Annotated in this window: 28 protein-coding genes and 2 pseudogenes; 23 read left to right on the top strand and 7 right to left on the bottom strand. The window is 60.9% G+C overall.

Features of this window, described 5'->3' with window-relative positions; translation table 11 throughout:
• Positions 1 to 44: 44 nt before the first annotated feature.
• From G7066_RS14740 to G7066_RS14700, 9 genes are all read left to right on the top strand, one after another.
• Positions 45 to 380, top strand: a complete 336-nt coding sequence (locus G7066_RS14740; RefSeq protein ID WP_166331764.1) for a hypothetical protein — start codon at positions 45 to 47, stop codon at positions 378 to 380.
• The gene (locus G7066_RS14735) at positions 362 to 730 is read left to right on the top strand and encodes a hypothetical protein (RefSeq protein ID WP_166331763.1); all 369 of its coding nucleotides are present in this window, start codon (positions 362 to 364) and stop codon (positions 728 to 730) included. Before G7066_RS14740 ends, G7066_RS14735 begins: the two co-directional genes overlap by 19 nt.
• A complete protein-coding gene (locus G7066_RS14730) occupies positions 727 to 1110 on the top strand; it encodes an SdrD B-like domain-containing protein (RefSeq protein ID WP_166331762.1) in 384 nt (127 codons plus the stop codon). The genes G7066_RS14735 and G7066_RS14730 overlap by 4 nt, the downstream gene beginning before the upstream one ends.
• Positions 1101 to 1331 (top strand): hypothetical protein, encoded by a 231-nt coding sequence (locus G7066_RS14725; protein ID WP_166331761.1) that lies wholly within the window; start codon positions 1101 to 1103, stop codon positions 1329 to 1331. Before G7066_RS14730 ends, G7066_RS14725 begins: the two co-directional genes overlap by 10 nt.
• Entirely contained in the window at positions 1328 to 2431 is a 1104-nt protein-coding gene (locus G7066_RS14720; protein ID WP_166331760.1) for an Ig-like domain-containing protein, read from the top strand. The genes G7066_RS14725 and G7066_RS14720 overlap by 4 nt, the downstream gene beginning before the upstream one ends.
• Complete coding sequence (locus G7066_RS14715; protein ID WP_166331759.1) at positions 2380 to 3756, top strand: Ig-like domain-containing protein; 1377 nt, start codon at positions 2380 to 2382, stop codon at positions 3754 to 3756. The genes G7066_RS14720 and G7066_RS14715 overlap by 52 nt, the downstream gene beginning before the upstream one ends.
• 96 nt (positions 3757 to 3852) lie before the next feature.
• Complete coding sequence (locus G7066_RS14710) at positions 3853 to 5097, top strand: RNA polymerase sigma factor (protein WP_166331758.1); 1245 nt, start codon at positions 3853 to 3855, stop codon at positions 5095 to 5097.
• 100 nt (positions 5098 to 5197) lie between these two features.
• Positions 5198 to 5482, top strand: coding sequence for a hypothetical protein (locus G7066_RS14705; RefSeq protein ID WP_166331757.1), 285 nt, complete (start codon positions 5198 to 5200; stop codon positions 5480 to 5482).
• Between the two features lie 356 nt (positions 5483 to 5838).
• Complete coding sequence (locus G7066_RS14700; protein WP_166331756.1) at positions 5839 to 7233, top strand: purine-cytosine permease family protein; 1395 nt, start codon at positions 5839 to 5841, stop codon at positions 7231 to 7233.
• Between the two features lie 294 nt (positions 7234 to 7527).
• Here the strand turns inward: G7066_RS14700 and G7066_RS14695 are convergent, their stop codons facing one another.
• Entirely contained in the window at positions 7528 to 8085 is a 558-nt protein-coding gene (locus G7066_RS14695; RefSeq protein ID WP_166331755.1) for a cysteine hydrolase family protein, read from the bottom strand.
• A gap of 84 nt (positions 8086 to 8169) precedes the next feature.
• On the opposite strand from G7066_RS14695, the gene G7066_RS14690 reads away from it, so the two are divergent.
• On the top strand, positions 8170 to 9129 hold the full coding sequence (locus tag G7066_RS14690) for a GlxA family transcriptional regulator (RefSeq protein WP_166331754.1): 960 nt from the start codon (positions 8170 to 8172) through the stop codon (positions 9127 to 9129).
• A gap of 5 nt (positions 9130 to 9134) precedes the next feature.
• Here the strand turns inward: G7066_RS14690 and G7066_RS14685 are convergent, their stop codons facing one another.
• A complete protein-coding gene (locus G7066_RS14685) occupies positions 9135 to 10601 on the bottom strand; it encodes a helix-turn-helix domain-containing protein (protein WP_166331753.1) in 1467 nt (488 codons plus the stop codon).
• Between the two features lie 92 nt (positions 10602 to 10693).
• Here G7066_RS14685 and pxpA point away from each other — a divergent pair.
• From pxpA to G7066_RS14635, 12 genes and pseudogenes are all read left to right on the top strand, one after another.
• Positions 10694 to 11427: pseudogene (gene pxpA / locus G7066_RS18055) on the top strand (5-oxoprolinase subunit PxpA).
• 59 nt (positions 11428 to 11486) lie between these two features.
• Positions 11487 to 11723, top strand: a complete 237-nt coding sequence (locus tag G7066_RS14675) for an acetyl-CoA carboxylase (RefSeq protein WP_166331752.1) — start codon at positions 11487 to 11489, stop codon at positions 11721 to 11723.
• A 45-nt stretch (positions 11724 to 11768) separates the two neighbouring features.
• Complete coding sequence (locus G7066_RS17155) at positions 11769 to 11939, top strand: biotin carboxylase N-terminal domain-containing protein (protein WP_280116182.1); 171 nt, start codon at positions 11769 to 11771, stop codon at positions 11937 to 11939.
• Positions 11936 to 12034, top strand: a pseudogene (locus G7066_RS17620) (biotin carboxylase N-terminal domain-containing protein); the annotation flags it as partial. The gene G7066_RS17155 and the pseudogene G7066_RS17620, both read left to right, overlap by 4 nt.
• A gap of 36 nt (positions 12035 to 12070) precedes the next feature.
• The gene (locus G7066_RS14670) at positions 12071 to 13123 is read left to right on the top strand and encodes an ATP-binding protein (RefSeq protein WP_280116181.1); all 1053 of its coding nucleotides are present in this window, start codon (positions 12071 to 12073) and stop codon (positions 13121 to 13123) included.
• A complete protein-coding gene (locus G7066_RS14665) occupies positions 13120 to 14013 on the top strand; it encodes a 5-oxoprolinase subunit B family protein (protein WP_166331751.1) in 894 nt (297 codons plus the stop codon). The genes G7066_RS14670 and G7066_RS14665 overlap by 4 nt, the downstream gene beginning before the upstream one ends.
• Positions 14003 to 14968: a 5-oxoprolinase subunit C family protein gene (locus G7066_RS14660; protein WP_166331750.1), complete on the top strand. Its 966-nt coding sequence runs from the start codon at positions 14003 to 14005 to the stop codon at positions 14966 to 14968. Before G7066_RS14665 ends, G7066_RS14660 begins: the two co-directional genes overlap by 11 nt.
• Before the next feature lie 323 nt (positions 14969 to 15291).
• Positions 15292 to 17793 (top strand): RCC1 domain-containing protein, encoded by a 2502-nt coding sequence (locus tag G7066_RS14655; protein ID WP_166331749.1) that lies wholly within the window; start codon positions 15292 to 15294, stop codon positions 17791 to 17793.
• A complete protein-coding gene (locus tag G7066_RS14650; RefSeq protein ID WP_166331748.1) occupies positions 17793 to 18089 on the top strand; it encodes an Ig-like domain-containing protein in 297 nt (98 codons plus the stop codon). The genes G7066_RS14655 and G7066_RS14650 overlap by 1 nt, the downstream gene beginning before the upstream one ends.
• A 127-nt stretch (positions 18090 to 18216) precedes the next feature.
• Complete coding sequence (locus G7066_RS14645; protein WP_166331747.1) at positions 18217 to 18945, top strand: RNA polymerase sigma factor; 729 nt, start codon at positions 18217 to 18219, stop codon at positions 18943 to 18945.
• Positions 18942 to 19562 carry a hypothetical protein gene (locus G7066_RS14640; RefSeq protein ID WP_166331746.1) on the top strand — a complete coding sequence of 207 codons (621 nt, stop codon included), beginning with the start codon at positions 18942 to 18944 and terminating at the stop codon, positions 19560 to 19562. Before G7066_RS14645 ends, G7066_RS14640 begins: the two co-directional genes overlap by 4 nt.
• Positions 19563 to 19710: 148 nt before the next feature.
• On the top strand, positions 19711 to 20283 hold the full coding sequence (locus G7066_RS14635) for an HdeD family acid-resistance protein (RefSeq protein ID WP_166331745.1): 573 nt from the start codon (positions 19711 to 19713) through the stop codon (positions 20281 to 20283).
• Positions 20284 to 20359: 76 nt separating this feature from the next.
• On the opposite strand, the gene G7066_RS14630 is transcribed toward G7066_RS14635, so the two are convergent.
• The 4 genes from G7066_RS14630 to G7066_RS14615 form a co-directional block, all read right to left on the bottom strand.
• Positions 20360 to 20815, bottom strand: a complete 456-nt coding sequence (locus G7066_RS14630; RefSeq protein ID WP_166331744.1) for an SseB family protein — start codon at positions 20813 to 20815, stop codon at positions 20360 to 20362.
• A gap of 9 nt (positions 20816 to 20824) precedes the next feature.
• Positions 20825 to 21169 carry an energy-coupling factor transporter transmembrane component T family protein gene (locus G7066_RS16645; RefSeq protein WP_244303067.1) on the bottom strand — a complete coding sequence of 115 codons (345 nt, stop codon included), beginning with the start codon at positions 21167 to 21169 and terminating at the stop codon, positions 20825 to 20827.
• 153 nt (positions 21170 to 21322) lie between these two features.
• Positions 21323 to 22222 carry an energy-coupling factor ABC transporter ATP-binding protein gene (locus G7066_RS14620; protein ID WP_425280738.1) on the bottom strand — a complete coding sequence of 300 codons (900 nt, stop codon included), beginning with the start codon at positions 22220 to 22222 and terminating at the stop codon, positions 21323 to 21325.
• Positions 22215 to 22841 (bottom strand): biotin transporter BioY, encoded by a 627-nt coding sequence (locus tag G7066_RS14615; RefSeq protein WP_244303063.1) that lies wholly within the window; start codon positions 22839 to 22841, stop codon positions 22215 to 22217. Before G7066_RS14615 ends, G7066_RS14620 begins: the two co-directional genes overlap by 8 nt.
• An 86-nt stretch (positions 22842 to 22927) precedes the next feature.
• Here G7066_RS14615 and G7066_RS14610 point away from each other — a divergent pair, with 86 nt between their 5' ends.
• Entirely contained in the window at positions 22928 to 23485 is a 558-nt protein-coding gene (locus G7066_RS14610; RefSeq protein ID WP_166331743.1) for a TetR family transcriptional regulator, read from the top strand.
• 146 nt (positions 23486 to 23631) lie between these two features.
• Here G7066_RS14610 and G7066_RS14605 read toward each other — a convergent pair whose 3' ends face one another.
• The gene (locus G7066_RS14605) at positions 23632 to 23904 is read right to left on the bottom strand and encodes a 2TM domain-containing protein (RefSeq protein ID WP_166331742.1); all 273 of its coding nucleotides are present in this window, start codon (positions 23902 to 23904) and stop codon (positions 23632 to 23634) included.
• Positions 23905 to 23990: the final 86 nt, after the last annotated feature.

Raw genomic sequence — 23990 nt, 5'->3', positions numbered from 1 at the left:
TGGTGAATGGGGTGCCGTCGTCTGGTGCTCAGGTGGAGTATTCCATGTCTTCGTCGCCTGCCCGGTTTGATGGTGCCGGGAATGATGTAGCTGGTGATGGTTGGTTGCCGTTCACGGGGGCTGCGACGGGTGCTAAAGCGTTGCGGGTGAAGCTCGCTAGTGGTGTGGAGTTCGCGCCGGGGGATAAGATCACTCTGTCGTTTGATGCGACGGTGCCGTCGTCTGCGCCGCGTGATGGGTCGACGGCGAAGAATACGGTCGCGTACCGCTTCCAAACCAGTGCTGGGGCGCGGATCGCGTCTGAAGCTCCCGCGGTGCCGGTGAAGTCGTCTGCTCCTGCGGGGATACGCAATTGTCGGGCTTGTCGTTCCTGGATGTAAACGGGAACGGTGTTCAAGACGCGGGTGAGGTCGGGCTGAATGGTGCTGGGGTGTCGTTGCAGCTGTACAAGACGGTGTCAGGTGCCCCGGTGAAGGTGGGATCCCCAATCTCACCCAATACCGATGGGGGTGTGGATGGTGCGTTTGCGTTTGTCGGGATCGATCCGAACCTTGAGTACCGGGTGAAACCGATCTCTGAGAACGACGACGTCACGTTCCCGGCGGCGGCGCTTGATGCGGATGGGTTCTTGAAGTACGTGAAGATCACCGACGCTGCAGTGAATGGCAGTGAGAACACTGCTCAGTACGTCGGGTCATCAACTTTCAAGATTGGTGACGAGGTGGGGTGAAGAAGTGGATCAAGGATCTCCGCCTCCCGTTGATCGCGAAGACGACGGTGTCGGGTGACATCCAGTTCACTGATGTCACGAATACGCCCCAGACTGCGGGTGCTGGGTCTGTGGTCGCGCCCTACGTCAAGGGGTACACGGTGAAGCTGATGCAGGGTGCCACGGAGAAAGCGTCGACGACGACGGATGAGTCGGGTGCGTTCTCGTTCCCAAGTCTTGAGGGGCTGACGCCTGGGAACTACACGTTGACGTTTGAGACCCCGTCTGGTGGGAAGCTTGTCGCTTCTGGGTTGAATAACCCTGCGGTGTTTAGTGGCGGTACCACCCCGAGCGAGCAAGGTGTGTACAAGCTTGATGGGGTGCAGCCGGGGTGCCGTTGACGGTGCACGCGTATTACACGGACACGGGGTCACCTCAGGTGGCTGCTCCCTCGTTCACGGGTGGCGTGGTGGTGGCGTCTGTGAGTGTGAACCCGCAGGCCGTGACCTTGTCAGGCAATGACACGGAGACGCGGGTCGCGAAGTACTCGTGGCAGGTGCTTGATAGCAGTGCGACTCCGGTTGCGGGAGCGACGGTGAACACCGGGGGAGTTCGTCGGTGACGATCCCTGCGGGTCTCAGTGATGGTGGGTACACCGTGAGTGTGACTGCGACGGATGTTGCCGGGAACGTATCAACACCCAAAACAGCAGCGTTTACGGTCGATCGGACCGCACCCGTCATTACGAGCACCCACACGTCGGTGACTTACATCAAGGGGAGCCCTGCTGCTCCGACGACGACGCAGGGGTGGATCGACCTGTACGGGGTAACCGCGACGGATAGTGGTGTGGGGGTGCCTGCTACGGGTGGTATCACCGTGGACGCGTCTGACGTAGACACCACCACGGCGGGGACGTACACGGTGGGTTTCACAGCGTTTGATCTGGCAGGCAACGAAACCACCAAGTATGACGTGTCGTATGTGGTGGGTTTTGTCGCTGATCCGACGATCACGCTTGGCAGTAACACGGCGTTCTTCGAGTTAGGGACCACGCCTCCCGCCGATGATGCGGCCTGGAAGACGCTCTTTGGTGGGGCGACGACCGGGACTAGTGGTGGTGCGACCGTGACGAGTGTGATCGTGGATCACAGCGCGGTCGACTCCGCGGTCGCGGGGAGCTATGACGTGGTGTTCGCGGTGACTGACAGTCTCGGGTACACGGCGACCGCAACGGGTACTCTCGTGGTGCGTGACACGACGAAGCCGGTCATCAGTGCTACTGAAACAGAGCTCACGTATACCGACGGTGACACAAAGATCACCACGGATGCGGGCTGGATCGCAGCATATGGCGCAGCGGCTACAGATTCCGGTTCCGGAATCGCGTCCTTCAACGTTGATGCGAGCAGCGTGGATTACGCGACTGCGGGCAGGTATGTGGTGACGTTCACCGCCCGAGATCATGCGGGGAACACGGAGACGAAGAACGTGAATTACACGGTCGCGTTTGCGGGGGCGCCGAGCATCACGCTTGGCAACCCGGTGGTGACGTACGAGATGGGAGATGACAAACCATCGTCGCAAGCCGACTGGATCGCTGCGTTTGATGTGACGGCCGAAACAGCCCCGGCACCACGAAGAAGTCGTTGCAGGTCGATAGTTCGGCTGTGGACTTCACAACACCGTCTGCCGCGGGGTATGACGTGGTGTTTACTGTGACGGATTCGTACGACAACACGTTCACGTATACCGGCAAGTACGTCGTCACGGACACGAAGGCTCCATCGGTGACGGTCGGCAAAGACCGAGCGAAGCATAAACAACAATCACCGGAGACGCCGTATACGACGCAGGAGTGGCTCACGCTGTTTGAGGTGACGGCGAAGGACACGAAGGATGGGTCCGGCATCGACCCAGCTAACTGGGTGGTGACCGAGGGTGTGAACTACACGCTCGCGGGTGAGTACGAGGTTGAGTTCGTTGCGCATGACAGGGCGGGGAACGCGTCGAAGAGTGTGAAGGCGACCCTCGTGGTCCAAGCACCCCCGACGAGCGACAGCGTGCACATGAAAATCGCACAAAACAAAGGCATCGTGCTTGATCCCAAGGGGCGCAGCACGACCTCTGGTGAGCTCAAAGCTCTCACGGAGGGTTCACTGGGTGAGCCCTCCGCGGGTGGCGCCGTGAAGCTCGATGGCATTGGTGGAGTGATCTATACTCCGGCAAAGGACTACAGCGGCCAGGAGACGCTGATGGTGACGGTGACGGATGACCTGGGTCAGACCGGTGAGATTGCCTACACGTTTACCGTGGTGAAGAAGGGCACGCTCAAAAAGGACACACCTGAGTACAGTGTGCCCGTTGACGGCACGATCGTGATCCCGACCGCAGACGTGCTGCACGCCGTCGACGTGAGTGGACTCGAGATCGATCAGGTGAAGACTGCGAAGGGGTTTGTGGGCAAGGTGAAGCTTGACGGCGACACCCTCGTCTTCACAACCGACGGCAGCAACTGGCGCGGCGACGAAACCTTCACCGTCACCCTGAAAGACGAACTCGGCCAGACCGTCGAGGTGCCCGTCACACTACACGTCACAGGACCAACACTCACCACCAACATGGCAAAGGGCTACGCAGGTGCTTCGGAACTCAAGATTGATGTGCAGGGTCTCGTGCCCGGGCAGAAGTACACGCTTGAACTGCACTCGAAGCCCATGTTGCTTGGCACCGTTGTGGCGAGTGCCGAGGGTACTGCCCAACTGGTGACCGCGGTTCCGGCGCAGGCGAAGACCGGATCACACAGTGTGGTCCTGTTGAACGCAGCCGCGCAGCAGAGAGCAAGCGCCGAGTTCGAGGTGCTAGCTAAAAAGGACACACCCGGTGTAGAGAAGCCGCAGTCATCTGATGATGGTCTGTCGCGAACCGGTGGTGAAGCTCCCGGTGTGATTTTGCCCGCGGCGATTGCTCTGTTGCTTGTGGGACTGCTGCTGCTCGGAGCCGTGTGGTTGCGTCGGCGGAAACGCGTTGCTGGGGACCTGGAATAAATGCCCAGGCACGCGACGTAACATGTTATGAAATAGACCGTGTGGTCAGCACTGTAACGTGCTGACCACACGGCCTCTCTGCTTTGGGGGAAGCTAATGGGGAATCGCGAAGACGAATACACCGAGGGGTTTCTGGAAGACCAGGAGCTTCTTCGGCGACACCGCGAGGGTGACGCTAAAGCGTTCGGGCAACTCTTTAATAAGCATCATCAGCTAGCTATGCGGTACGCCCGCAAATACACCGTTTCGGCTGACCAAGCTGAAGACCTTGTGCTTGAGGCGTTTACCCGTATCTTGGCCACCATTCAGCGCGGAAAGGGTCCCACCGTATCGATGGGGCACTATCTCGTGTCGACTATTCGAAACGTTGCGATTACCGGCGTTGCCTTCGATACGCAAGAGTTTGCACGGGATCCTTTCGAAGTTGCAAAACTCTATGAGAACGAGCACTTTGCTGATCAGGTCAAAACCTCGGAGTGGCTCACCGATGCATTCAACACCCTGAGCGATCGATCCCAGCGGGTCATGTGGTTTCGTGCCGTGGAAAACTTGCCTTCTCGTGAGATTGCCTCGATGCTCGGGTTGAGCGCTGCCACGATTACCCGCGAGTACCAGTCTGCGGTGGGGCAGTTGCGCGAGCAGTTTGTCAATTTTTCTGTTGCCGAGGCTCAGGATCCCGTGTGCCGGGAGTACGCCCCGCTTCTTCGCAGGTTCGCGAAGCGGCGGGGCAAAAACCGCGCGCTCGACTTCGACGAGTCGTTTCGCACGCACGTGGCAACGTGTGAGCGGTGTACCGCTGTGACGTCTCGGTTAAGGGCCTCGGACCGTATGCTGCTCTCCTTGGTGTTTGTCGCTGGTCTTGGTTCGCTCGCTGTAGCGTCGTTGAAAAACGCACCTCCGGCCGCCGCGAGTGCGTTTCTTTCAGCCCTGAGCGGGCCTGTAAAGGTAGCCATTGTCGCGGCTCCGGTTGTTGTGGTTGGGGCGGTGGCGGCTGGTGTCATGATTATCGGTTCCATGAGTTCAGGTTCAACGGCTATTGAGCTTGGGCAAGTGCCGGAGGGCGAAACGAGCACCCTTGTGCGGGTGGGAAGTTGCGCGCTGACCCGTGAGGTTCTTGATGCGAAGAGCGAGGTCTGGCGGCTGAGCACCGAGAGCGAGGGGTGTGATGTTCGCATTTCGTTTTCGCCCACTGAGAATGAACAACGCAAAGCTGTGACGGTCTTAGATACCGCTGCAACACAAGACTTGCGTGCGGTCGAGGTGACCCAGTCGGGCACCTACAGTGTCACGGTGACTAACGGGCCTGACGCGAAACAGAAATCCTTTGAGGTGCGTCGCTGAGAGTGGTTTGCGCGTCTTCCTCACGTTTTGCTGCGCTGTCTTGTCAAGCTTGCGGGGGAATAGGACGCCTCCGGGAGGTGGACATGGTGGAACCGACGGCTTGTTTGTAGCGCAGCCGAGTGCGGCTGGGCAGCGTGCGACGGTTGTGCGTGGTGAGGGTGCGGGGCAGGGATCGACCTCAACTTCAATCCTGCTGTGTGTTGGAGGGTGCGAGCTGGAGCGTGAGCCGCTTGGTGGCAGCAACGAACTCTGGCATCTCGGTGCGAGGGTGGATGACTGTGATGCGTACGTCTCCTTTTCTGCTGAGGGTTTGTCATCTCGCAGTGCTGAAGTGGTCTTGGAAACTTCGACCATGCCGGAATTACGCACCTCTGAGGTGACCTGAGCAGGGGTTTTTGAGGTTGTGCTGTCATGCGGTGGCGAAACGAAGCGCTTGAGCGTCACGGTGCGAAAGGACAGTAACTACTAACAGCCGAGTTTCTGGGCCCTTGATGTTGGAGTCAGCAGGGGCCCTGGAAAAGTCGTGTGCGACCGCGAAGCATCCCACCCGACCTTCCCCAATTGTGCAAGTGACAGAAATAACGTCGCTCATTCCGGCGGGCGCACAGTGCAGCTGCGCCCCGACGGTCACCAAAATGAGATGACGAGGCGAAGTTCGGTGTGGAAGTCGAGCTCGCAGGGGCGCTCATCGGGGCGCCTTTTTGACAGCAAAGCAGCTGGATACCAACGGAGGTACGAACAGTGAGTCTCAATTTAACGGGCAGCAACACGGACGTCGAGGCGACCGACGCTCTCGCTCGCGAGGGCAATGACGAAGACCAGATGAGCCGTGGCAAGCTCACGATGGCGTGGTATGGCACCGCGAGCGCGTTCTTTTTCGTGTACATCGGTGCCGCGATGGCGGTCGCTTACGGCACGCTCAACGCGATCATCGGCATCGTGCTGACCATCATCGTGTACGGCCTCATCAACACGGCGCTGTCGCGCTACGCCATCAACAACCGCACCACCGTGGCGCAGTTCTCGCGCACGATCCTTGGCAACGCCGGATCAGCGATCGCTATGATCATCTTCGCGCTCATTGCCATCTATTACGCCGTGTTCGAGGGGTCCATCGTGGCCTACGCATTCATGACGGCCTTCGGCGGTGAAATGTGGATGTGGAGCCTCATCGTGGTCATCTACTCGACCCCGCTGATCCTTGGTGGAGTGCGTCGCTTCCTCGACAAGATCAACGGCATCCTCATGCCGATCTACTTCTTCGGACTGGTCGCGGCGGTCATCTGGGCGGGGGTGCAGTACGGTTTCAACGACACCTGGTTGACGCAGGCACCGGATCTGCCACTGCCCCTTGCGATGGGTGGCCCCGGGTGGCTGGCAACGTTCGCGGGCTACATGGGCGTGTGGATCATGATGATGTTCACGATGGACTTCGCCTCCCTTGGTAAGCGCTCCGACATTAGGTATCATCAGCGCGTCACATTCGGGCCTCTGTTCTACGTGCTTGCGTACGGCTTCGCTGCGTTTGTCGGCATCTTCTTGACCTTCACTATTCCGGGAATCGACGCCTCCGAGACCGGCCTTGCGGGTGGTCTGGTCAGCCTGATGGGTGTCTTCGGCCTGATCGTTGTGATCGCAACCCAGACTCGCATCAACACCGCGAACTACTACCTGGGCGCGGCGAACCTGCGGGCCTTTGGGGAGAAAGTGTTCCGCATCAACATGCCCAACGTCGCCTGGGTGCTGCTGTCCTCTGCGATTATCTACCTCTTTATGCTCCTTCCGGTTGTGCAGTACCTGCTGATCGCCCTTGCCTGGCAGGGTGTGCTGGTGACGGCCTGGGTCGCCATCGCGCTGACCCACATTTTGCTCGACAAGTGGCGCAACGAGGAGCACGCCGCAATCGGTGATCAACACTACAAAGCCTTCAATGGTAATGGACTGACCGCCTGGATCGTGGCCACCGCCATCGGCATCGTGATGCTGCAGCTCGGATCGATCAACCCCGACCTCGCTGGTGTGGGCGCGACCTGGGGCCCGATCCTCACAGCGGTTTCTGCTGCACTGGTCTACGGCATCCTCTGGAAGACGAACCCTGTGGGCCGCACCGGGCTCATTAAGGTGGTGGGGGTCTAACGAGGCCGCGGATCGGGCTCGGCAGCCCAACCCAACCCAAACCAGCCCAACCCAACCCAACCCAACCCAACCCAACCCAACCCAACCCAACCCAACCCAACCCAACCCAACCCAACCCAACCCAACCCAACCCAACCCAACCCAACCCAATCCTGGCCCCGCCCGGTCTCCCGAGCCTGTGCCACCTGCTGCCCCCAATCGAGTGTTGCCATATTGCTAGTTGGACGTGCCACAACTAGCAATATGGCAACACTCGATGAAGCGATTGGGCGGCAAACGTGCGGCGGGCGCCCGCTACACGAGCTCGTCGGTGTGCACGACCCTTGCGAAACGGCCGCCGTGCAGGCTGGTTGCCGTTGCTCGGGTGAGGTCGTCGGCGCTGAGCACAGTGCCATCGGGCCCTGTCAGGTCGAAGGTGTGGCACGCGTCAATTGCCACGATGGTGTCGTACCCGAGGTTGCCAGCCATGCGCGCGGTTGTTTCGACGCACATGTTGGTCTGAATGCCGCAGAGCACGAGCTGTGAGATGCCGGCTTCGGTAAGCCAGGCTGCCAGATCAGGGGTCCCGTAGAACGAGGAATTCACTGACTTGGTGATCGCCAGTGCGGGCTCGACGCTGGTCAGAAACGGCTTGAGACTGTTTCCCTTCTTTTCGGCATTGAGCGGAGAATCGGGGTGTGCGGAGTTGTGGCGAACCATCACGATCGGGCGACCCGCGGCTTGCCACGCGGTGACCAATCGGGCGATGTTTTGCTCAGCCTCGGGGTTGTTGCGTGCGCCCCAAAAGGCGGAGTCGTCGAATCCCTGCTGTACGTCGATAACGATGAGTGCTGCGTTTGATGAAATGTCCATGGCATTAGTTTGCTCGCGAAGCGCAGGTGCGCGTGAGTGGCAGATATGCAATATTGCGATGGAAATCCGCCATACACTGTAACCGTGCTCAATGTTGCCCTGCTGCTTTTGCCCAACGCGCGAGTCTTTGACGTTGCCGTGATGACCGAGACCTGGCAGGCGGAGCGACTCTCGTCACCGCCGCTCGCGATCCGGGTTCGCCACTGTGCGGCTAAGCCGGATGTCGTCAAACTCGGAAACAACGCAACCATGGTGGCTGACGAGGACCTGTTGTGGTTGGAGAAGGCAGACGTGGTTCTCGTACCCGGGCTCAGCAGCCTCGATAGTCTTCCGAGCCGAAACTACCTCGAGGCGCTAGAGCAGGCCCACAGCGCAGGGGCAACCGTCGCCTCACTCTGCTCGGGTGCCTTTGTGCTCGCGGTAGCGGGTCTGCTCGACGGAAAGCGCGCCACGACGCACTGGGCGCTCGCGCCCCGACTTGCCGCTCATTTTCCAAACGTGACCGTCGCAAGTGACGAGTTATTCATCGGGCAGGATCGAGTCTGGACTTCAGCCGGTGTCGCCGCGGGTATTGACCTGAGCATTCATTTGATTCGCGAGTTGCTTGGAGCAGGCGCGGCTACAAACATTGCCCGTTCAATGGTCGCGGCCCCGAATCGAGCGGGCGGACAGGCCCAGTTCTTGCGGGCTCCCGTGCGTGCGGCGGCCGGGATCGGCACCGCCCTCGGAATCGTGCAGGCTGCAGTCGAAGAGCACCCCGATCACAACTGGAGCGTCGCAGATCTCGCTGCCCGCGCTCATCTCGCCGAGCGCACCTTCGTGCGGCACTTCAATGACGAGACAGGTACGAGTCCGCATCGCTGGTTTACCGAGTGGCGCATCGATCGTGCTTCGGCACTCTTAGAACAGGGTGCGTCGGTTTCCGAAGCCGCAACCGCTGTCGGTTACGGGTCTGTCGTGACGTTTCGGCAGCGCTTTCGTGAGCTGCGCAAGGTCTCTCCGTCACAGTACCGGGCGGCGTTTGGGCGCGAACCGGCTGCATAACCTCCCTAGTACGGCTCCAACTCCACCAACCGCAGCGCCATCAGGCAGGTCGCCCGGCCGTCGAGGGTGTCTAGCGAAATGCCGAGCAGCTCTTGAATGCGGCGCAGTCGGTAGCTCAGCGAGTTGCGGTGAATGAATAGCTCGTCGCAGGTACGCGACGGCTGGGCGTCGTTTCTCAGCCAGGTGCGCAGGGTCGGCAGTAGCTCGGTCGTGCGTTGCTCATCATGCTCGACCAACGGTGCAAGAAACCGTTCGGCGGATTCGCGCGCACCGCGACCGGCGGCCGCCGCAACAACCGCACTCAAGCCGAGCACAGGTGCAAGCACGGGACGGGTGACATGGTGGATCAGATCCAGTGCGTGTACCAGTGCGATCCGCAGTTCATCAATCGTGTGGGTGGGTCCGCGCAGCACAAGCGGTAATTCGGGGCGGATCGCGAGGATTCTGTCGACCGTCTCATCGAAACCATCTCGGGGGAACTGCGCCAGAGCGATGAGTTGATCGTCGAGCTCGGCTACCCGCACATCGTGAAAGGTGTCGTGCAGGGCGACACGCAGCTTCCAGGCCGCCGCCGCATGGTCGCCGCTCATATCGGCAACGAGAAGTGTGGTCTCTGCGCGCCGGCTCAGCCCGAGCTCGTGGAACGCGTTGGCCACGTCACTGCGCGTAGATTCCGACCATGCCACGCAGCGGTTCACGAAGCGCAGCATGTCTTGGTGACTGCTCGCGTCAACGGCCACCGAGCGGTTGAGTTGCAGGGCGAGGATCGACGTAACGGGAGCAAGCAGCGCCTCGTATTCGCTTGAGGGGCCGTACAGGCGCACGGCGAGCTGGCACGGGTTGCTCAGCCCCATGGGCAGCGGCACGGTGAGCACGTCGGGCTGGGTCGAGTGTGCGGATCCGGTGCGCCAGGTCACCGCTTCCGGGTACTGTGCGATCAGCGATCCAAACGCGTCGTACACCGCAATTGGTGACTTCACCACACCGTAGACGGCGGCGAGCAGCGTCGATACTTCGGCACCCTGGCTGGCGAGCCGGGCACACTCGTCAGCCAGTGACCAGCCGAGATCGAGCCTCGCGATGTGTTCTGCCCGCAGCATGTTTTCAACGTGCTGGTCTATCTTGAGCAGCGGCACCGTTGTGGGCACCTCCAGCAGGGGCAAGTCGTGAGAGGTGCACGCCGTAACAAGGCCCTTGGGTAGCGTTGCGTGCGCGGTGCCAACGGCGAAAGCGAGCGCTGCGACGGGCACGCGCGTGAGCCGTTCGACGTAGCCGTCCCAGATGCTTTGCTCGGTAAAGTTCATGCCGATCCCCGAGGTCAGCAGCAACACGTTCGCGTCGAGAAAGGGGGTTGGATCGAGGTGCTCCGTCGGGGCGCAGCGCACGATTTCTTGACTGAGTCGCTTGGGCCCCGAGGGAGTTTCCAGGCGCAACTGCAGCGAGTGCTCCGTTAGTAGGTCCGCCACCCGCATCGTTGCTCCTCAGGCATCTGCACAAACTCAAATTCAAAATTCTTGCATCTGCATAATAACCTTGCCGGGCAACTCCGCGTAACTTTGACCCTATGACTGCACAGCGTCGTGATGATATTTCAGTGAACTCAGACATGGGTGAGGCCCTCGGGTTGCACACTTTTGGCAACGATCCCGCCCTCATGCCGGTGATCGACGTGGCGAACGTGGCCTGTGGCTTCCACTCCGGTGATCCCGAAGCGATGGACGTCACCGTCGCCCTCGCCAAGCAGCACGGCGTGCGCGTCGGTGCTCACCCCGGCTTGCCCGACCTCGTTGGGTTCGGTCGCCGGGAGATGAAACTCACCCCGGGCGAGGTCGAAAGCCTCATCCGCTACCAGGTGGGTGCGCTCAGCGGCTTCCTCAAGAAGTACGACCTGCCCCTCAACCACATCAAACCGCACGGCTCGCTCTACGGCATGCTCGCCCGAGACGAAGACCTGATGCTCGGCGCCGTGAAGGTTGCGCGCGACTACGGCGTGCCGGTTTACGGTCTCGCCGGGACCGCGCATCAGCGCGTAGCTGAGCGCGAGGGATCGAGTTTGTTGGCGAGCTCTACGTCGACCTCGACTACAACGATGCGGGCGGGCTCATCATTTTGCGTCAACCACACGCGACCGATCCCGCAGCCGCGGCCGAGCGCACCCGCCGCGCCCTCGATACTGGCACGATCCTCTCCGTCGACGGCACGGAACTCGCGGTGAACTTCGGCAGCATCTGCGTGCACTCCGACACGGCCAACGCGACAGAGGTCGCGACTGCCGTGCGCGCGGCGGTCGCTGCCTGACCCTAAGCAAGCAAACGAACAAAGACAAACCGCACCAACACCCAAGGAAAGAACAACCTATGAGCACACAGATCATCGCCCCAGTTCCGGGAATCTTCTACCGCCGCCCGGCACCCGACAAGGCACCCTTTGTCGAGCAGGGTGACGCGGTCGAGGCAGGCCAAACCATCGGGGTCATCGAGATCATGAAGCAGTTCACCGAGGTGCGCAGTGAAGCCGCCGGTGTGCTCGACTCGTTCGCCGTTGAAGACTTCGGCATGGTTGGCCCGGGCGACGTCATCGCGACGATCAACTAGCTCGCATCACCCGAACCGCGCTGCCCGAATCTAAAGGACACCACATTGAAGAAACTGCTGATCGCTAACCGCGGCGAAATTGCCGTCAGGATCATCCGCTCCGCCCGTGAAATGGGTATCGCTACCGTAGCGGTAGTGAGCGAGGCTGACCGCGATTCGAATGCCGCGAAGTACGCGGATGAGTCCGTGGTCATCGGACCCGCCCGGCGGGGCTGAGCTACCTGAACCACGAGGCGATCCTGACCGCCGCTACCGAGACCGGCGCAGACGCGATTCACCCGGGCTACGGCTTCCTCTCCGAGAACGCCGAGTTTGCGCGCAAGGTGCAGCTAGCGGGCCTCACCTGGGTGGGCCCGAACCCCGACGCAATTGACCTCATGGGTGACAAGTCGCGTGCGAGGCAGGCTGCGATCGACGCCGGAGTTCCTGTGCTCAAGGGAACAGAGGGTGCGCTTGACGTTGAGGGTGACGTTGAAGCCATCGCCGAAGAGATCGGTTACCCCCTCGTGGTCAAGGCTTCGGCGGGCGGTGGCGGTCGCGGCATTCGCCGTATCAACTCGGTCGAGGATCTGCGCAGCACCGTCGAGGTGGCACAGGCCGAGGCTCTGGCAGCGTTCAACTCGAGCGACGTCTACTTCGAGCGCTTTGTGACGCAGGCCCGCCACGTTGAGGTGCAGGTGTTTGGCGACGGTGAGACCTGGGTACACCTGGGCGACCGCGACTGCTCACTGCAGCGTCGGCAGCAGAAGGTCATCGAGGAGGCCCCGGCCCCCGGCCTGCCTGACGCGCTGCGCGAGCAGATGCGGCAGACCTCGGTCGAGCTGGCCCGACACTCGCAGTACGTCGGTGCTGGCACGGTCGAGTTTCTCTACGATCCGGTGCGCCAGGAGATCGCGTTCATCGAGATGAACACGCGACTGCAGGTGGAGCACCCCATTAGCGAGGCCATCACCGGCATCGACCTGGTGCGCGAGCAACTGCGCATCGCGGCGGGGGAGAAGCTCGGCTACACGCAGGCCGACGTGCGCTTTGAGGGGCACGCGTTCGAGTTTCGCATCAACGCGGAAGACCCCGACAACAACTTCATGCCGAGCCCGGGCCGCATCGAAACGCTCGAACTTGCGGGCGGCCCCGGTGTGCGCAGCGACTTTGGTTTCAGTGCGGGGCAGACGGTCATGCCCTTCTACGACTCACTGCTCGGCAAGCTGATCGTGTGGGACACGGATCGGGATCGCGCCCTCGCTCGTGCCGCGCGAGCCCTCGAAGAAACCGAGATCGAGGGAATCAAGACCACGGTGCCGCTCATGCGCCGCCTCATCGCACTCGAAGACTTCGCCGCGGCGAAGCACCACACGACCTACCTTGAGACCGTCCCCGGACTGTTTGGAGCACTCGTATGACTCTCTCAGAACACGCAAGATACAGCTGGGGTGGTGACGAGTTTCTGCTCGTCGAGATCGCACCCGACATGTCGCTCGAGGCGAACTTTGTGGCGAACGCGATGGCTGCGGGGCTTGAAGATCGGGTACTCGAAGGTGTCGTCGACATCTGCCCAGCCAACGCTTCGCTGCTGGTGCGCTTTGATCCTGACGTGCTGAACCACGGCGCGCTTGAGTCAACGCTGCGCGAACTTGAGGCTGAGGTGAAAAAAGCCGCGGTGCAGGAACTCGAGACCCGCATTATCGAGGTGCCGGTCTGGTACGACGATCCCTTCACGAGCGAGACCGAGCAGCGCTTCCGCGAGGGCTACCATCAGCGCCCCGAGGGCACCGACCTCGACTATAGTGCCGAAGTGAACGGGCTCGCCAACGCCGAGGAATTCATTCGCCGCCACCACGAGACCCCCTGGCTCGTCTCGATGGTCGGCTTTGTCGCGGGTCTGCCATTCCTGTTCCAGCTCACCCCGCGTGAGCGGCAGCTGGAGGTGCCGAAGTACCTCAGCCCTCGCACCGACACTCCGCCCCTGACCGTCGGAATCGGCGGCTGCTTCACCGCACACTACTCGGTTCGCGGTGCGGGTGGCTATCAGATGCTCGGGATCGCCCCCGCGCCCATCTTCGATCCCGAACAGAAACTGGCCGACTTCGCCGACTTTATGGTGCTGTTCCGCACCGGAGACATTGTGAAGTACCGTCCGGTCGACGAGGCCGAGTACCGAGCCATCCAGGCCGAGGTTGAAGCCGGCACCTACCGCTACAAGCAGGCACCCGTGCGTTTCAGCCTCGCCGCCGCGCTCGCCGATCCCGATGCCTACAACCACTCACTCTTGGAGGCTCTAGATGTCGCTTGAGATTCTTTCCCCTGGCCTCGCTACAACAGTGCAGGATCGCGGGCGCTTCGGCTACTACCGCTTCGGTATTCCGCAGGGCGGCGCGATGGACCAGTACGCCGCCGCGCTCGGCAACCGACTCGTCGGCAACACTACTGCCGAGGCTGTGCTTGAGTGTACCTACCTCGGCCCGAAGCTGAGGGTCAGCGCTCCCGTGGTCATCGCGGTGACCGGTGCCCCGGTCGACGTGCTCGTCAACGATGAGCCCGTGGCACAGAACGCGAGGATCGCGCTCGCCGCTGGCGATGAGCTGTCGTTCGGTGTGATCAAGGGTGGCACCAAGTTTTTCGTCGCCGTCGCCGGTGGTATCGACGTGCCAGAGGTTCTCGGATCCCGCTCAACTTACCCCATTGGCAAGATGGGCGGGTTTGAGGGGCGTGCATTGCAGGTTGGTGATGTGCTGCCGGTGGGGCGTCCACCCGCCAAGGCGCTGCCCGTTCTTGAGGCGATCCCAGAGGATCTGCTGCCCAGCTACGACCGCGAGGTTGCTGTCCGCATTATGGTTGGCCTCTACGACCACAAGCTCAGCGATGAGGGGCTGCGCAATCTGACTGAGGCTGACTGGACGCTCACTCCCGTTGCTGACCGTATGGGTCTGCGTTTCGATGGCCCCGGTGCGCCATGGATAGAAGAGGAGCAGCCGTTCGGCGCGGGTCAGGATCCCTCGAACATCACTGATGCTGGGTACCCCGTCGGCTCGATCCAGATTCCTGGCGGCACACAACCCATCGTGCTGCACTGCGACGCGGTGTCCGGTGGCGGCTACGCCCAAGCCGCAACGGTGATCAGCGCCGACATGGATCTCTTCGCGCGCATGGCCCCGGGCACGAAGGTGCGCTTTGTGCCCGTGACCATGGGCGAAGCGCTTGCAGCTCGTGCTGAGCGTCGGGCGCGCATGGAGCGCGTCTGGTCGTAGCGAGACCGCGGCAAGCGCTAGCGCCCACTCACACCTGGACTGGTGTGGGTGGGCGCTTTTTGTGCGTTGAGAGCCCTCTGAAATAGAAACTTTCCTCCCGCGAGAGAGATTCCGCCTCGAACCGTATCTCTATGAGTGCGGCGCTCAGCTCTGCGTGAACGAGTAACCCCGTCGCAGTGAGATCCCCTTACTGAGCGCCGCACCCAGCACTTTCCCGAGGTTCTCGGGGGAAATCCCACAGTTCACAACTCACACTCATAGAGATGGAGGTCACTTTGTCTGATCTTTCATTACCAAAAACCAACAGAAGGAACCGCTTCACTTTGAAACACGGCCAACGCCTTTCCGTTCGACCGCGCTCCAGAAATCAATTTCTTTCAGCATTTCAACGTGCTTCTGCCGCATTCGTTGCGACTGCCGTTCTTGCAGGTGCTGCCGTCACTGCGACGACCCTCCCGGCTCAGGCAGACGTCGGAACGTTTGCGAGCCCCCGCTTTGTCGCACAGGGCAACTCGAACGAGCAGATCTCTATTCTTGACGACACCGGAAACATCTATCTCTGGGGTTACAACGACGATGGTGGGCTGGGAACGGGTGCCAGCGGTGCTGGCGATGTGAATGCTCTTTTCACCCCGACTCTGTTGCAGACGATGCCGGCGCTTGCTGCTGGAGACAAAGTAGTGGGTGCCACAAACGGCACTATGTCGAGCCTTGCGGTAACCGAGGCGGGCCGAGTGTTTGCCTGGGGACGTGCCTATCCAGACGGTGCAAAGTCCGTGCCCACCGAGGTCACCTCTTTTCCTGGACTTCCCGTAGGCGACAAAATCGTGCAGTTGTCGTCAGGCAATGTGCACTCGGCGGCGCTCAGCGAGAGCGGTCAGCTTTACACCTGGGGCGCTGGAGGAAACGGCGTGCTGGGCACTGGAAACACGACGGCTCAGACTGCACCTGTCAATGTGACTTCGTTCGTTCCGCTTGCTGCGGGCGAGAAGATCGTGCACGTTGAAGCCTCGTTTGTGAACACGGCTGTTTTGACGAGTCTCGGCAAGATTTACCTGTGGGGTCACGGTGGATACAGCCAACTTGGTACCGGCAGCACAGCCAACGCGATTGTGGCACCGGTCTCACCGGTTGGTCTGCCCGCAGATGACCCCGTTGTGCAGGTAGCTGCACACTCTGCGGCTTACGTCGCGCTTACAGCTTCTGGCCGAGTATTTACCTGGGGCAGCAACGTTAACGGTGAACTCGGTATTGGTTCTAGCGATAGCGTCAGCGCTGTTCCAGTGGAGGTAACTTCATTCCCAGAACTACCCGCGGGAGACCGTATCACGCAGGTTGAAATGGGCCAGTACCATGTGGTCGCTTTGAGCGAGAGCGGCGTTGTATACACCTGGGGATCGCAGAGCAATGGGAAACTAGGCAACGGCCAGACCGTCACTGCGAAGCAGTTCACACCTTTCCGGGTCCCCGCTGTTCCCAGCCTTATCTCTGGTGATCGAGTGGTCAGCGTGGCCGCAGGCGGCTCCACGACCTCAATGATCACGGAGTCCGGTTCCGTGTTCGTTATGGGCAAGTTTGTTGGTACTGGCGATGTCACTCCTCGCGCAACCCCAACCGCCATCGAGATCGCACAGCTCACTGGCTCCGTTGCCGTGTCTGGTCGTGCGATCGTCACTGGCACGCTGACTGCTGAGCCTTCTGCCGCTGCGGGTGATTGGAACCCGGCTGTGCAGTTCTCTTACCAGTGGCTGCGCGATGGTGTGGCAATCGACGGTGCGACTGCGAAAACCTACAAGCCTGTTGCAGCCGACGCTGGTAAGGCGATCACCGTTCAGCTGACTGGCGCAGCGCCGAACTACAAAGCGGCTACAGTCACCTCTGATCCGGTGACCCCTGAGGCGGGCACGGCTCCGAAGGTTACCTCGAGCGACACTGTCAAGGTTGATGTCGGTAAGAAGCTGAGTCACCAGGTCACGGCGACCGGAGATCCTGCTCCCTCGACGTTCACAGTCACGGGTACTCTTCCCAAGGGCGTCACGATGAACGCGAGCGGCTTGTTTGCGGGTACGCCGACGGTCAAGGGTAACTACAAGGTGACCGTAAAGGTGTCGAACGGGATCAACCCCGACGCAACCCAGGCGCTGACCATTCAGGTGACTGAAAATGTCATTCCGCCTGTTCCGTGCGCGACGCCGCGTAAGGTGCCTGTGTTCGCAGACGCACCACTGACCCAGAAATTCTATAAAGAGATCGACTGGATGCACTGCATGGGGTACTCGACCGGTTGGCGTCAGCCAGCAGGAAAACCCCTGTACAAGCCGAAGAACAGCCTTTCGCGTGAGGCGATGGCGGCGTTTATCTACCGCATGGAAGCTCCGAAGAAATACGTTGCACCCAAGGTATCGCCCTTCGCAGATGTGAAGCCCGGCGACCCCTTCTACCGCGAGATTGCGTGGATGCATGAGGCGAAGCTCTCCACTGGTTGGAAACAGCCTGGCGCGAAGCCGGTCTACAAGCCAAAGGACTCGCTGTCCCGTGAAGCCATGGCCGCGTTTATCTTCCGCCTGCAGGGCACAACTGATAAGAAGGTTGCCGCCTATAAGGCTCCGAAGGTTTCTCCGTTTGCTGACATGAAGTCTGGCGATAAGTTCTATCGTGAGGTGTCGTGGATGTGGGATGCCAAGCTGTCGACGGGTAATAAGACGTCTGCTGGTAGGGAGTACTGGCCGAAGGATTCGCTGTCGCGTGAGGCGATGGCGGCGTTCATTTACCGCTTCCAGAACGGACTCAACGCACCCCAAGCTCGGGAGGCGGTTCGGCCGTAGTGACCGGTACCACGAGTGTTGCAGAGCCGGTCGTACAGACGGTGAAGGTGGACACGCGGCGCGGGTACACCCTGAGCCTGGCCCCTCTCGGTGACACCACCTTGCAGAACCCGCAGGCTCTGAGTGATTCGAGCTTTACTCAGCCAAAGGAAGGGACCGTAACTTTGAAGAGCAACAATGAGCTTCAGGTGAAGATCCCGAAGTCTGGAGCAGAGCAACTGAGTTTTGACGTGACACTCACCGCTCAGGATGGCAAGCAGGAGACCGTGAGGTACATCCTTACCATCGCTGGCTAGCGCTACCGCTAGCGGTAAGGATTGTTGGGTGGGCTCCGTGTGGGGTCCACCCAACAGCCGTGTGCGCACGCCGTAATCGGCGATAGATTTGAAGGATTGCAAGAAGAGTTCCGGGGGGAAGGCTCTTATGGCTGAAGACTGGATGGTCGAGAGAGATGGCCGAGGCGACACCGAGCTGACGGATGCCTACCGTAACGGTGACGAAACGGCGGCAGCGGAACTATACCGCAGGTACTATCTCAAGCTGTTACATGGCGTCGCAACCAAGCTGCCCTCGAAAGAAATCGCCGAAGACTGCGTTGGCGAGGCCTTCCTTAACGTGCTCGAAATTATTCGACGCGGAAGCGGACCGACCTCAAACTTCTATGGTTATCTTCGCAGCGCCGTCGTGCGCGAAAGCGCCAAGTATTTTCGTGACCGTGAGATTGGCCCAACCCTCGATGAAGCCACGGAAGAGGGCGCGCGGCAGCTGGCCGTCGACGACGACGTATCGCACATTGAAGAGAGTCTGCTGCAACCGGCGCTTCGATCACTCCCGAAAAAATGGCGCGATATTGTCACCCTACGTTACGTAGAAAACCTCAAACCGGCGCAGATTGCGACCATGCTCGACACCGAAGCGCCGGCGCTGCATAAGATGCTCTATCGGGCCAAAAATGGGCTGCGTGATGAGTATCTGAAACAGATCGCGCTCAGCCGAAGCAGCACGAGGTGCCGCGAGTTCTCGAATGATCTGGCCGCCCTAGCTACTTCCGGGGAAAACCGGTGCCGGGTAGTGGACTTGAAATGCACCTGCTGGCCTGCGCCGAGTGCCAGGCGACACTGGCCGAGATTAAGCATCAGTCTCGTCGAGTGAGCCCTGAAGCGCTTGGGGTCGGGCTCATCGTGGGTGGTCTTGTCGCAGGATCAACGCTCGCGCTTGGTGGCGGGAGTAGCAAAGCGAGCGCCCTGACCGAATCGTCTGCTACGAAAGCAGCGACCACAACTGCTGGCGAGACAGCAGCCCGCTCGTCCACCGTGCTCAAGACTCTCGCTTCAACTGGAAAGATTGCATCTGTCGGCGGGGTTTTTCAGACGTTAGGATCCGCTGGAACGATCACGATCGGGGCCCTTCTCGTCGCGAGCTTGGTTGGTGCCGGGCTGGTGTACGCCTCCAGCGTTTCACAGACGGGCCAGATGGCGGACGGATCAACCGTTGTGCAGCCGGAGACACAGGGCAAAATAACAACACAAACCGTGCGCACCGACGACGGTGATTGTGAACTCAACATGACGATCGACAACGGAACCCTCATTGTTGATGCGGCCGTGCACTCCGGCAAGTGCTGGTTCACCTACAACCGCGTGGGAGATGAACCGCGCGGCGAACAGCGTGTCTCGACTGGCTGGATGATCGTGACCCGAGTTTCTGGCGACTACGACTTTGTATTGCGAAGCACAAAGGGTGAAAAACGGGGAACAATCACGCTGTAATGTTTGCCCGATAGCGTGAGGCGTGCACTGTCAAAAGTAATTGGTCCTAAAAGGTGATGGCGCTCGCGCGCTAAATGCACCATTATGAGGGTAAGCGGTCGTGTCGGGGAGGCACGGCACAACGCACACTCACGAAGGAGAGCCAATTATGAGCACTCAAGAAGCCAATGTTATGAGCCGGGCAAGCGACGGAATGCGCATCGCGTTTGGGGTTGGTGGCCTCATCGCCGTTGTGCTTGGTCTGCTCGTTCTGTTTTTCCCCGTGAAGTCGGGTGCGGTCGTCCTGCAGATTGTGGCCGCGATCATTGCCGCCTACGCGCTGGTCATGGGTGTGGTCTACATCGGTTCTGCGATCTTTAGCCGGACTCTTGGCGGGTGGGCCCGCACCGGTCACATCTTGCTCGGCCTGCTCTACATCGTTGGTGGCGTCATCATGATGGTGAACCTGGGCGCAACCGCGGCGGTGCTCACGGTCTTCTTGACGGTGATCATCGGTGTGCTGTGGCTGTTTGAGGGCATTATGGCCTTTACGACTGTCAGCCAGAGCAACAACAAGGTGTGGACGGTTATTTACGGCATCATCAGCGTCATCGCTGGCCTGGTGCTCATGCTCTCGCCGCTCATGGGCGCCATCACCCTGTGGATCCTGCTCGGCATCTCCATGGTCGTGCTTGGCGTCGTGCAGGTGGTGCGTGCGTTCAGCATGAAGTCTCTGGCGTAACATTTGGTGAAGCACGAGGGCCCGCGCCGAGAACGTTGTTTCTCGGCGCGGGGCCCTTTCGCGTAGGTTGGGGTTTCTACCGCATCTGCTCCAGCGTCTCAGGGGTAATTGGATCGTCACCAGCCGCGAGTGAGATGTACTTGCGCAGGATCACGAGCGACGCCGAGGCCTTATCGATCTCCGCAGCGACAAAGCGGTCAGAGCTGATCAGCGCCAACGCCTCCCGCGCCACCATCACCGCACCCTTGAGGTGCTCCTGATCCTTCGCCGGAATCGCGGCGCGCAACTCGGCCATTGAGGTGAACAAGGGCAGCACCAGCTGACCCTTGGTTGAGCGGATGGTGCGCACGCGCGGGCCTCGTTTGGTCGAGGTGCCCGTGACATCGATCACGAGGTACCCCTCGCGCAGCGACGTGAGAAACGCGGCGAGATGATCGTAGTCGGGCGTTTGCTGCAGTGTTCGCAGCGTCTCTTGAACCTCCTCGTTTGCGTAGTCAGCGTGCACACCGTCGGGAATCTGCGCTCGAGCCATGTGTCTAGCCTACGATGACTGGCCTTCGTCTTCACCGAGGCCCCGAGCGGCGAGTGCCTCGCCGGTGAGCTGCGCGTGTGCCACGGTGCGAATGACCAGCGGCACCACGAGCGCCCGTGAGCTGCGCTCAAGCCCGCGGGCTTTGGCGGCGTCGTGGCTCTCGCGCGCGATACCTAGAATGTTTGGGATCGCGGTGATGGTGAGCGAAAATGCCAGGCTCACCTGCTCGGTGGGAATGCCCACCCCGCGTAGCCGGCGGAGCAGCCAGGTGATCGTGTCGAGCATGTCTTCGAGGGCCGTGCTAGCGGTGACTGCACTCGCCGCCAGAATCAGCGCAAAGAGATCTCCCACCACCGCGAAGCCTCGAGCTGCCCCCTGAAACCACGCATCAATCGGGGCGGACTCGATCCCGCCGCTGCCCGGGTGAGCGACAGTACATCGCTGATCATGGTGAACGCAAACAGGGGCACGGCAATGAGTAGAAACCTGCGCGCAACTCGCCAGAAATCACGGCCCCTGAGCCCGGCGAGAACCGCGAGCAGAGCAGCGATGCCGAGTGCCACTGCCGCACTGAGTGCACCCGGCACCCACACCACCACAATTGCGAAGACAAAAAGACCGAGCAGCTTGGCACCCGGCCGTAAGCGGTGCAGCGGGCCGGATCCCGGCAAATAACTGCCGAGTGGGTTGGCGTTTCTCATGCCAGTGCCCGATAGTGCGCGATGGCCTCGCCCGGAGCGCCGTCAAACACAACACGACCCCCATCGACCACCAGCGTGCGATCAGCCAGTGCAGCGAGATCGAGGTCGTGGGTGACCAGACACACCTGCTGGGGAGCGACATCAACAGGTCTCCAACCAGGCGCGAGTTGCGCAGGTCAAGCAGGGTGGTGGGTTCGTCGGCGACGAGGATCGCGGGGTCCGTCGCGAGCACCGAGGTGATTGCGAGCATCTGCTTTTGGCCCCCGGAAAGGCTGTGCACACTGTTGTTAGCGAGGTGGTGCAGTCCAAACCGTTCGAGCGCCGTCAGGGCCGCTGCATGACGCTCGTGTTTGTCACGGTACTGTCGGCGAAGTGACAGCGAGACATCTTCAATAACCGTTGGCATGATGAGCTGGGCTGAGGGGTCGGTGAAGACGAACCCCACCTTGCGGCGCACCGCGGCGCCGTCGCGTCGGGTGTCGAGGGGCTGCTGATCCGCGTCGCTCCTGTCTGCCCGAACCGTCACGCTGCCCTTACTTGGTTCAATGAGTCCATTGAGCAGGCGGGCTAGCGTTGATTTGCCGGAGCCGTTGCCACCGATGATTGAGATGCGCTGTTCGGTGAGCGAGAGGCTGGTGGGGTGCAGGATCGTGACGTCGCCGTCCGCGGACGGGACGGCGACTGTGGCCTCTTGCAGTTCAATCACGAGGTGAGTTTAGCTCAGTGTGAGTCTGCTGACGGGGCGGCAGTAGTGCGGGGAACGCTCGGTGCACGGCGGTCGCGACGAACGCAACGAGCAGCGTCTTGATAATGTCTCCGGGCCAGAAGGTGAGGTCGAATGCGAATGCGGCACCGATAGTCATATCGGCTCTCCACGCAAGGCCGAGCGGCCCGAGGGTGTGAATGAAGACCGCGTTCGCGCAGATCACCGCGAGAAAAATGAGGGGGATGCTCGTTGCGATGCGGCGGCGGGGAAGTCGTTCGACGAGAAACCCCGCGAGCCCAGCGGCAAACGGGAAGGCGATCAGATAACCAACAGTGGGACCCGCGAAGGGTGCGAGACCGGCGCTGCCGCCCGAGAAAATGGGGAGACCCGCCGCGCCGAGTACCAAGTAGAGCAGTGCGGCAAGAAAGCCGCGTTTTGCTCCCAGAACGGCACCGCTGAGGCTCACCGCAAAAGTTTGAAGCGTAATTGGCACAGGTCCTACGGGGAATGCGGGGAGAAGTGCGCAGACCGCAATGAGGGCGGTGAAGGTAGCGATGAGTGCGATGTCCGTCGCGGTGCTGCGACGTTGAGGAGCGGTGGTGATCTCGGAGATTGACAAGGTGTCTCCTGGGTCGTGGACGGATTGCGCTCGAACCTGAACGGTGTTCTGGTGAACGGTGTTCAGGTTAGCGCTAAGCTGGGGTGATGCGCAACAACCGAGCCGATGTCGTAGCCGCCGCGCTGCGAGTGCTCAATGAGCAGGGGCTCGAAAACTGCTCGATGCGCCGTGTTGCCGCTGAGCTCGATGTGCAGCCGAGTGCGCTCTACCATCACGTGCCGAACAAGCAAACTTTGCTCGCACTCATGGCCGATGAGATTGTTGCCAGCATTGACGTGGCGACGGCGGATGCGGGGGCGACTCCTATTCAGGGCGCGAGGGCGACTTGCCGAGCCCTGCGTGACGCCATGCTGGCGGTGCGAGACGGTGCCGATGTGGTGGCGACGGCCGCCGCCTTCCGGCTGGGAGCATCGGTTATTGAAGAGCGGCTCGCTGAGCTCGTTGGTGAAGACGGTGCGCGCACCCTGCTGCTCTACACCTTCGGGCAGGCGCAGTCGACGCAGATGCACCGGCAGGCTGCCGAGTTGGGGGCGCTGCTCTCGCCGGGGGAACTGGCTGATCCCGAGCTACATGATCTTGATGAATCGTTTGCGCGGGGAGTCGACCTCATTCTTGCGGGCATCGAGACTGTTAGTTCAAACTGACACTGTGACCGAACTTGATGTGGAGGAGGTGCGCGCCGCAGATCCCGCGGCCAGCGAACTCGACCGCAGCGCTTCTCGCAGCGCTTCCCGTTGATCAAGCTGCCCTGCGCGATCGCCTAACGAAGGCTGCGTAGCCCTTTTCGGGGCTACTTCTCGCCGTTCAGCTTGCGAATCTCGCGATCGATCGCTTCATCGGTGATGGGCCTGCTGCCCGGGCCAAAAGCGTTGATGCCGTTGAAGAACGTGGCGATCGTAAAACCGAGCATCGGCCAAGCTGGCCAGTAGTAGTCGCGGTATCCGCTCAGAAACCAAATGACATTGAGAACGATCGTGATGACCACAAACGTGGACACCAGGCCCCAGAAATCTCGCTTCGCCTTGAGTCTTTTGCGTGCAATATCGCGGAGGTCTTCGCTCATGTAGATAAGTGTAAAGGACTTGGCCTAGCGAAAGTAGCTGTGTGTGGCCTTCAGTGGTCGCCTCTGTCAGGGGCAGGCCGTAGGCT

It is taken from the genome of Leucobacter coleopterorum, from assembly GCF_011382985.1.
Lineage (GTDB): Bacteria > Actinomycetota > Actinomycetes > Actinomycetales > Microbacteriaceae > Leucobacter > Leucobacter coleopterorum.
Note: the sequence above shows the minus strand (reverse complement) of the source record. Positions and strands in the feature narration are given on the sequence as shown.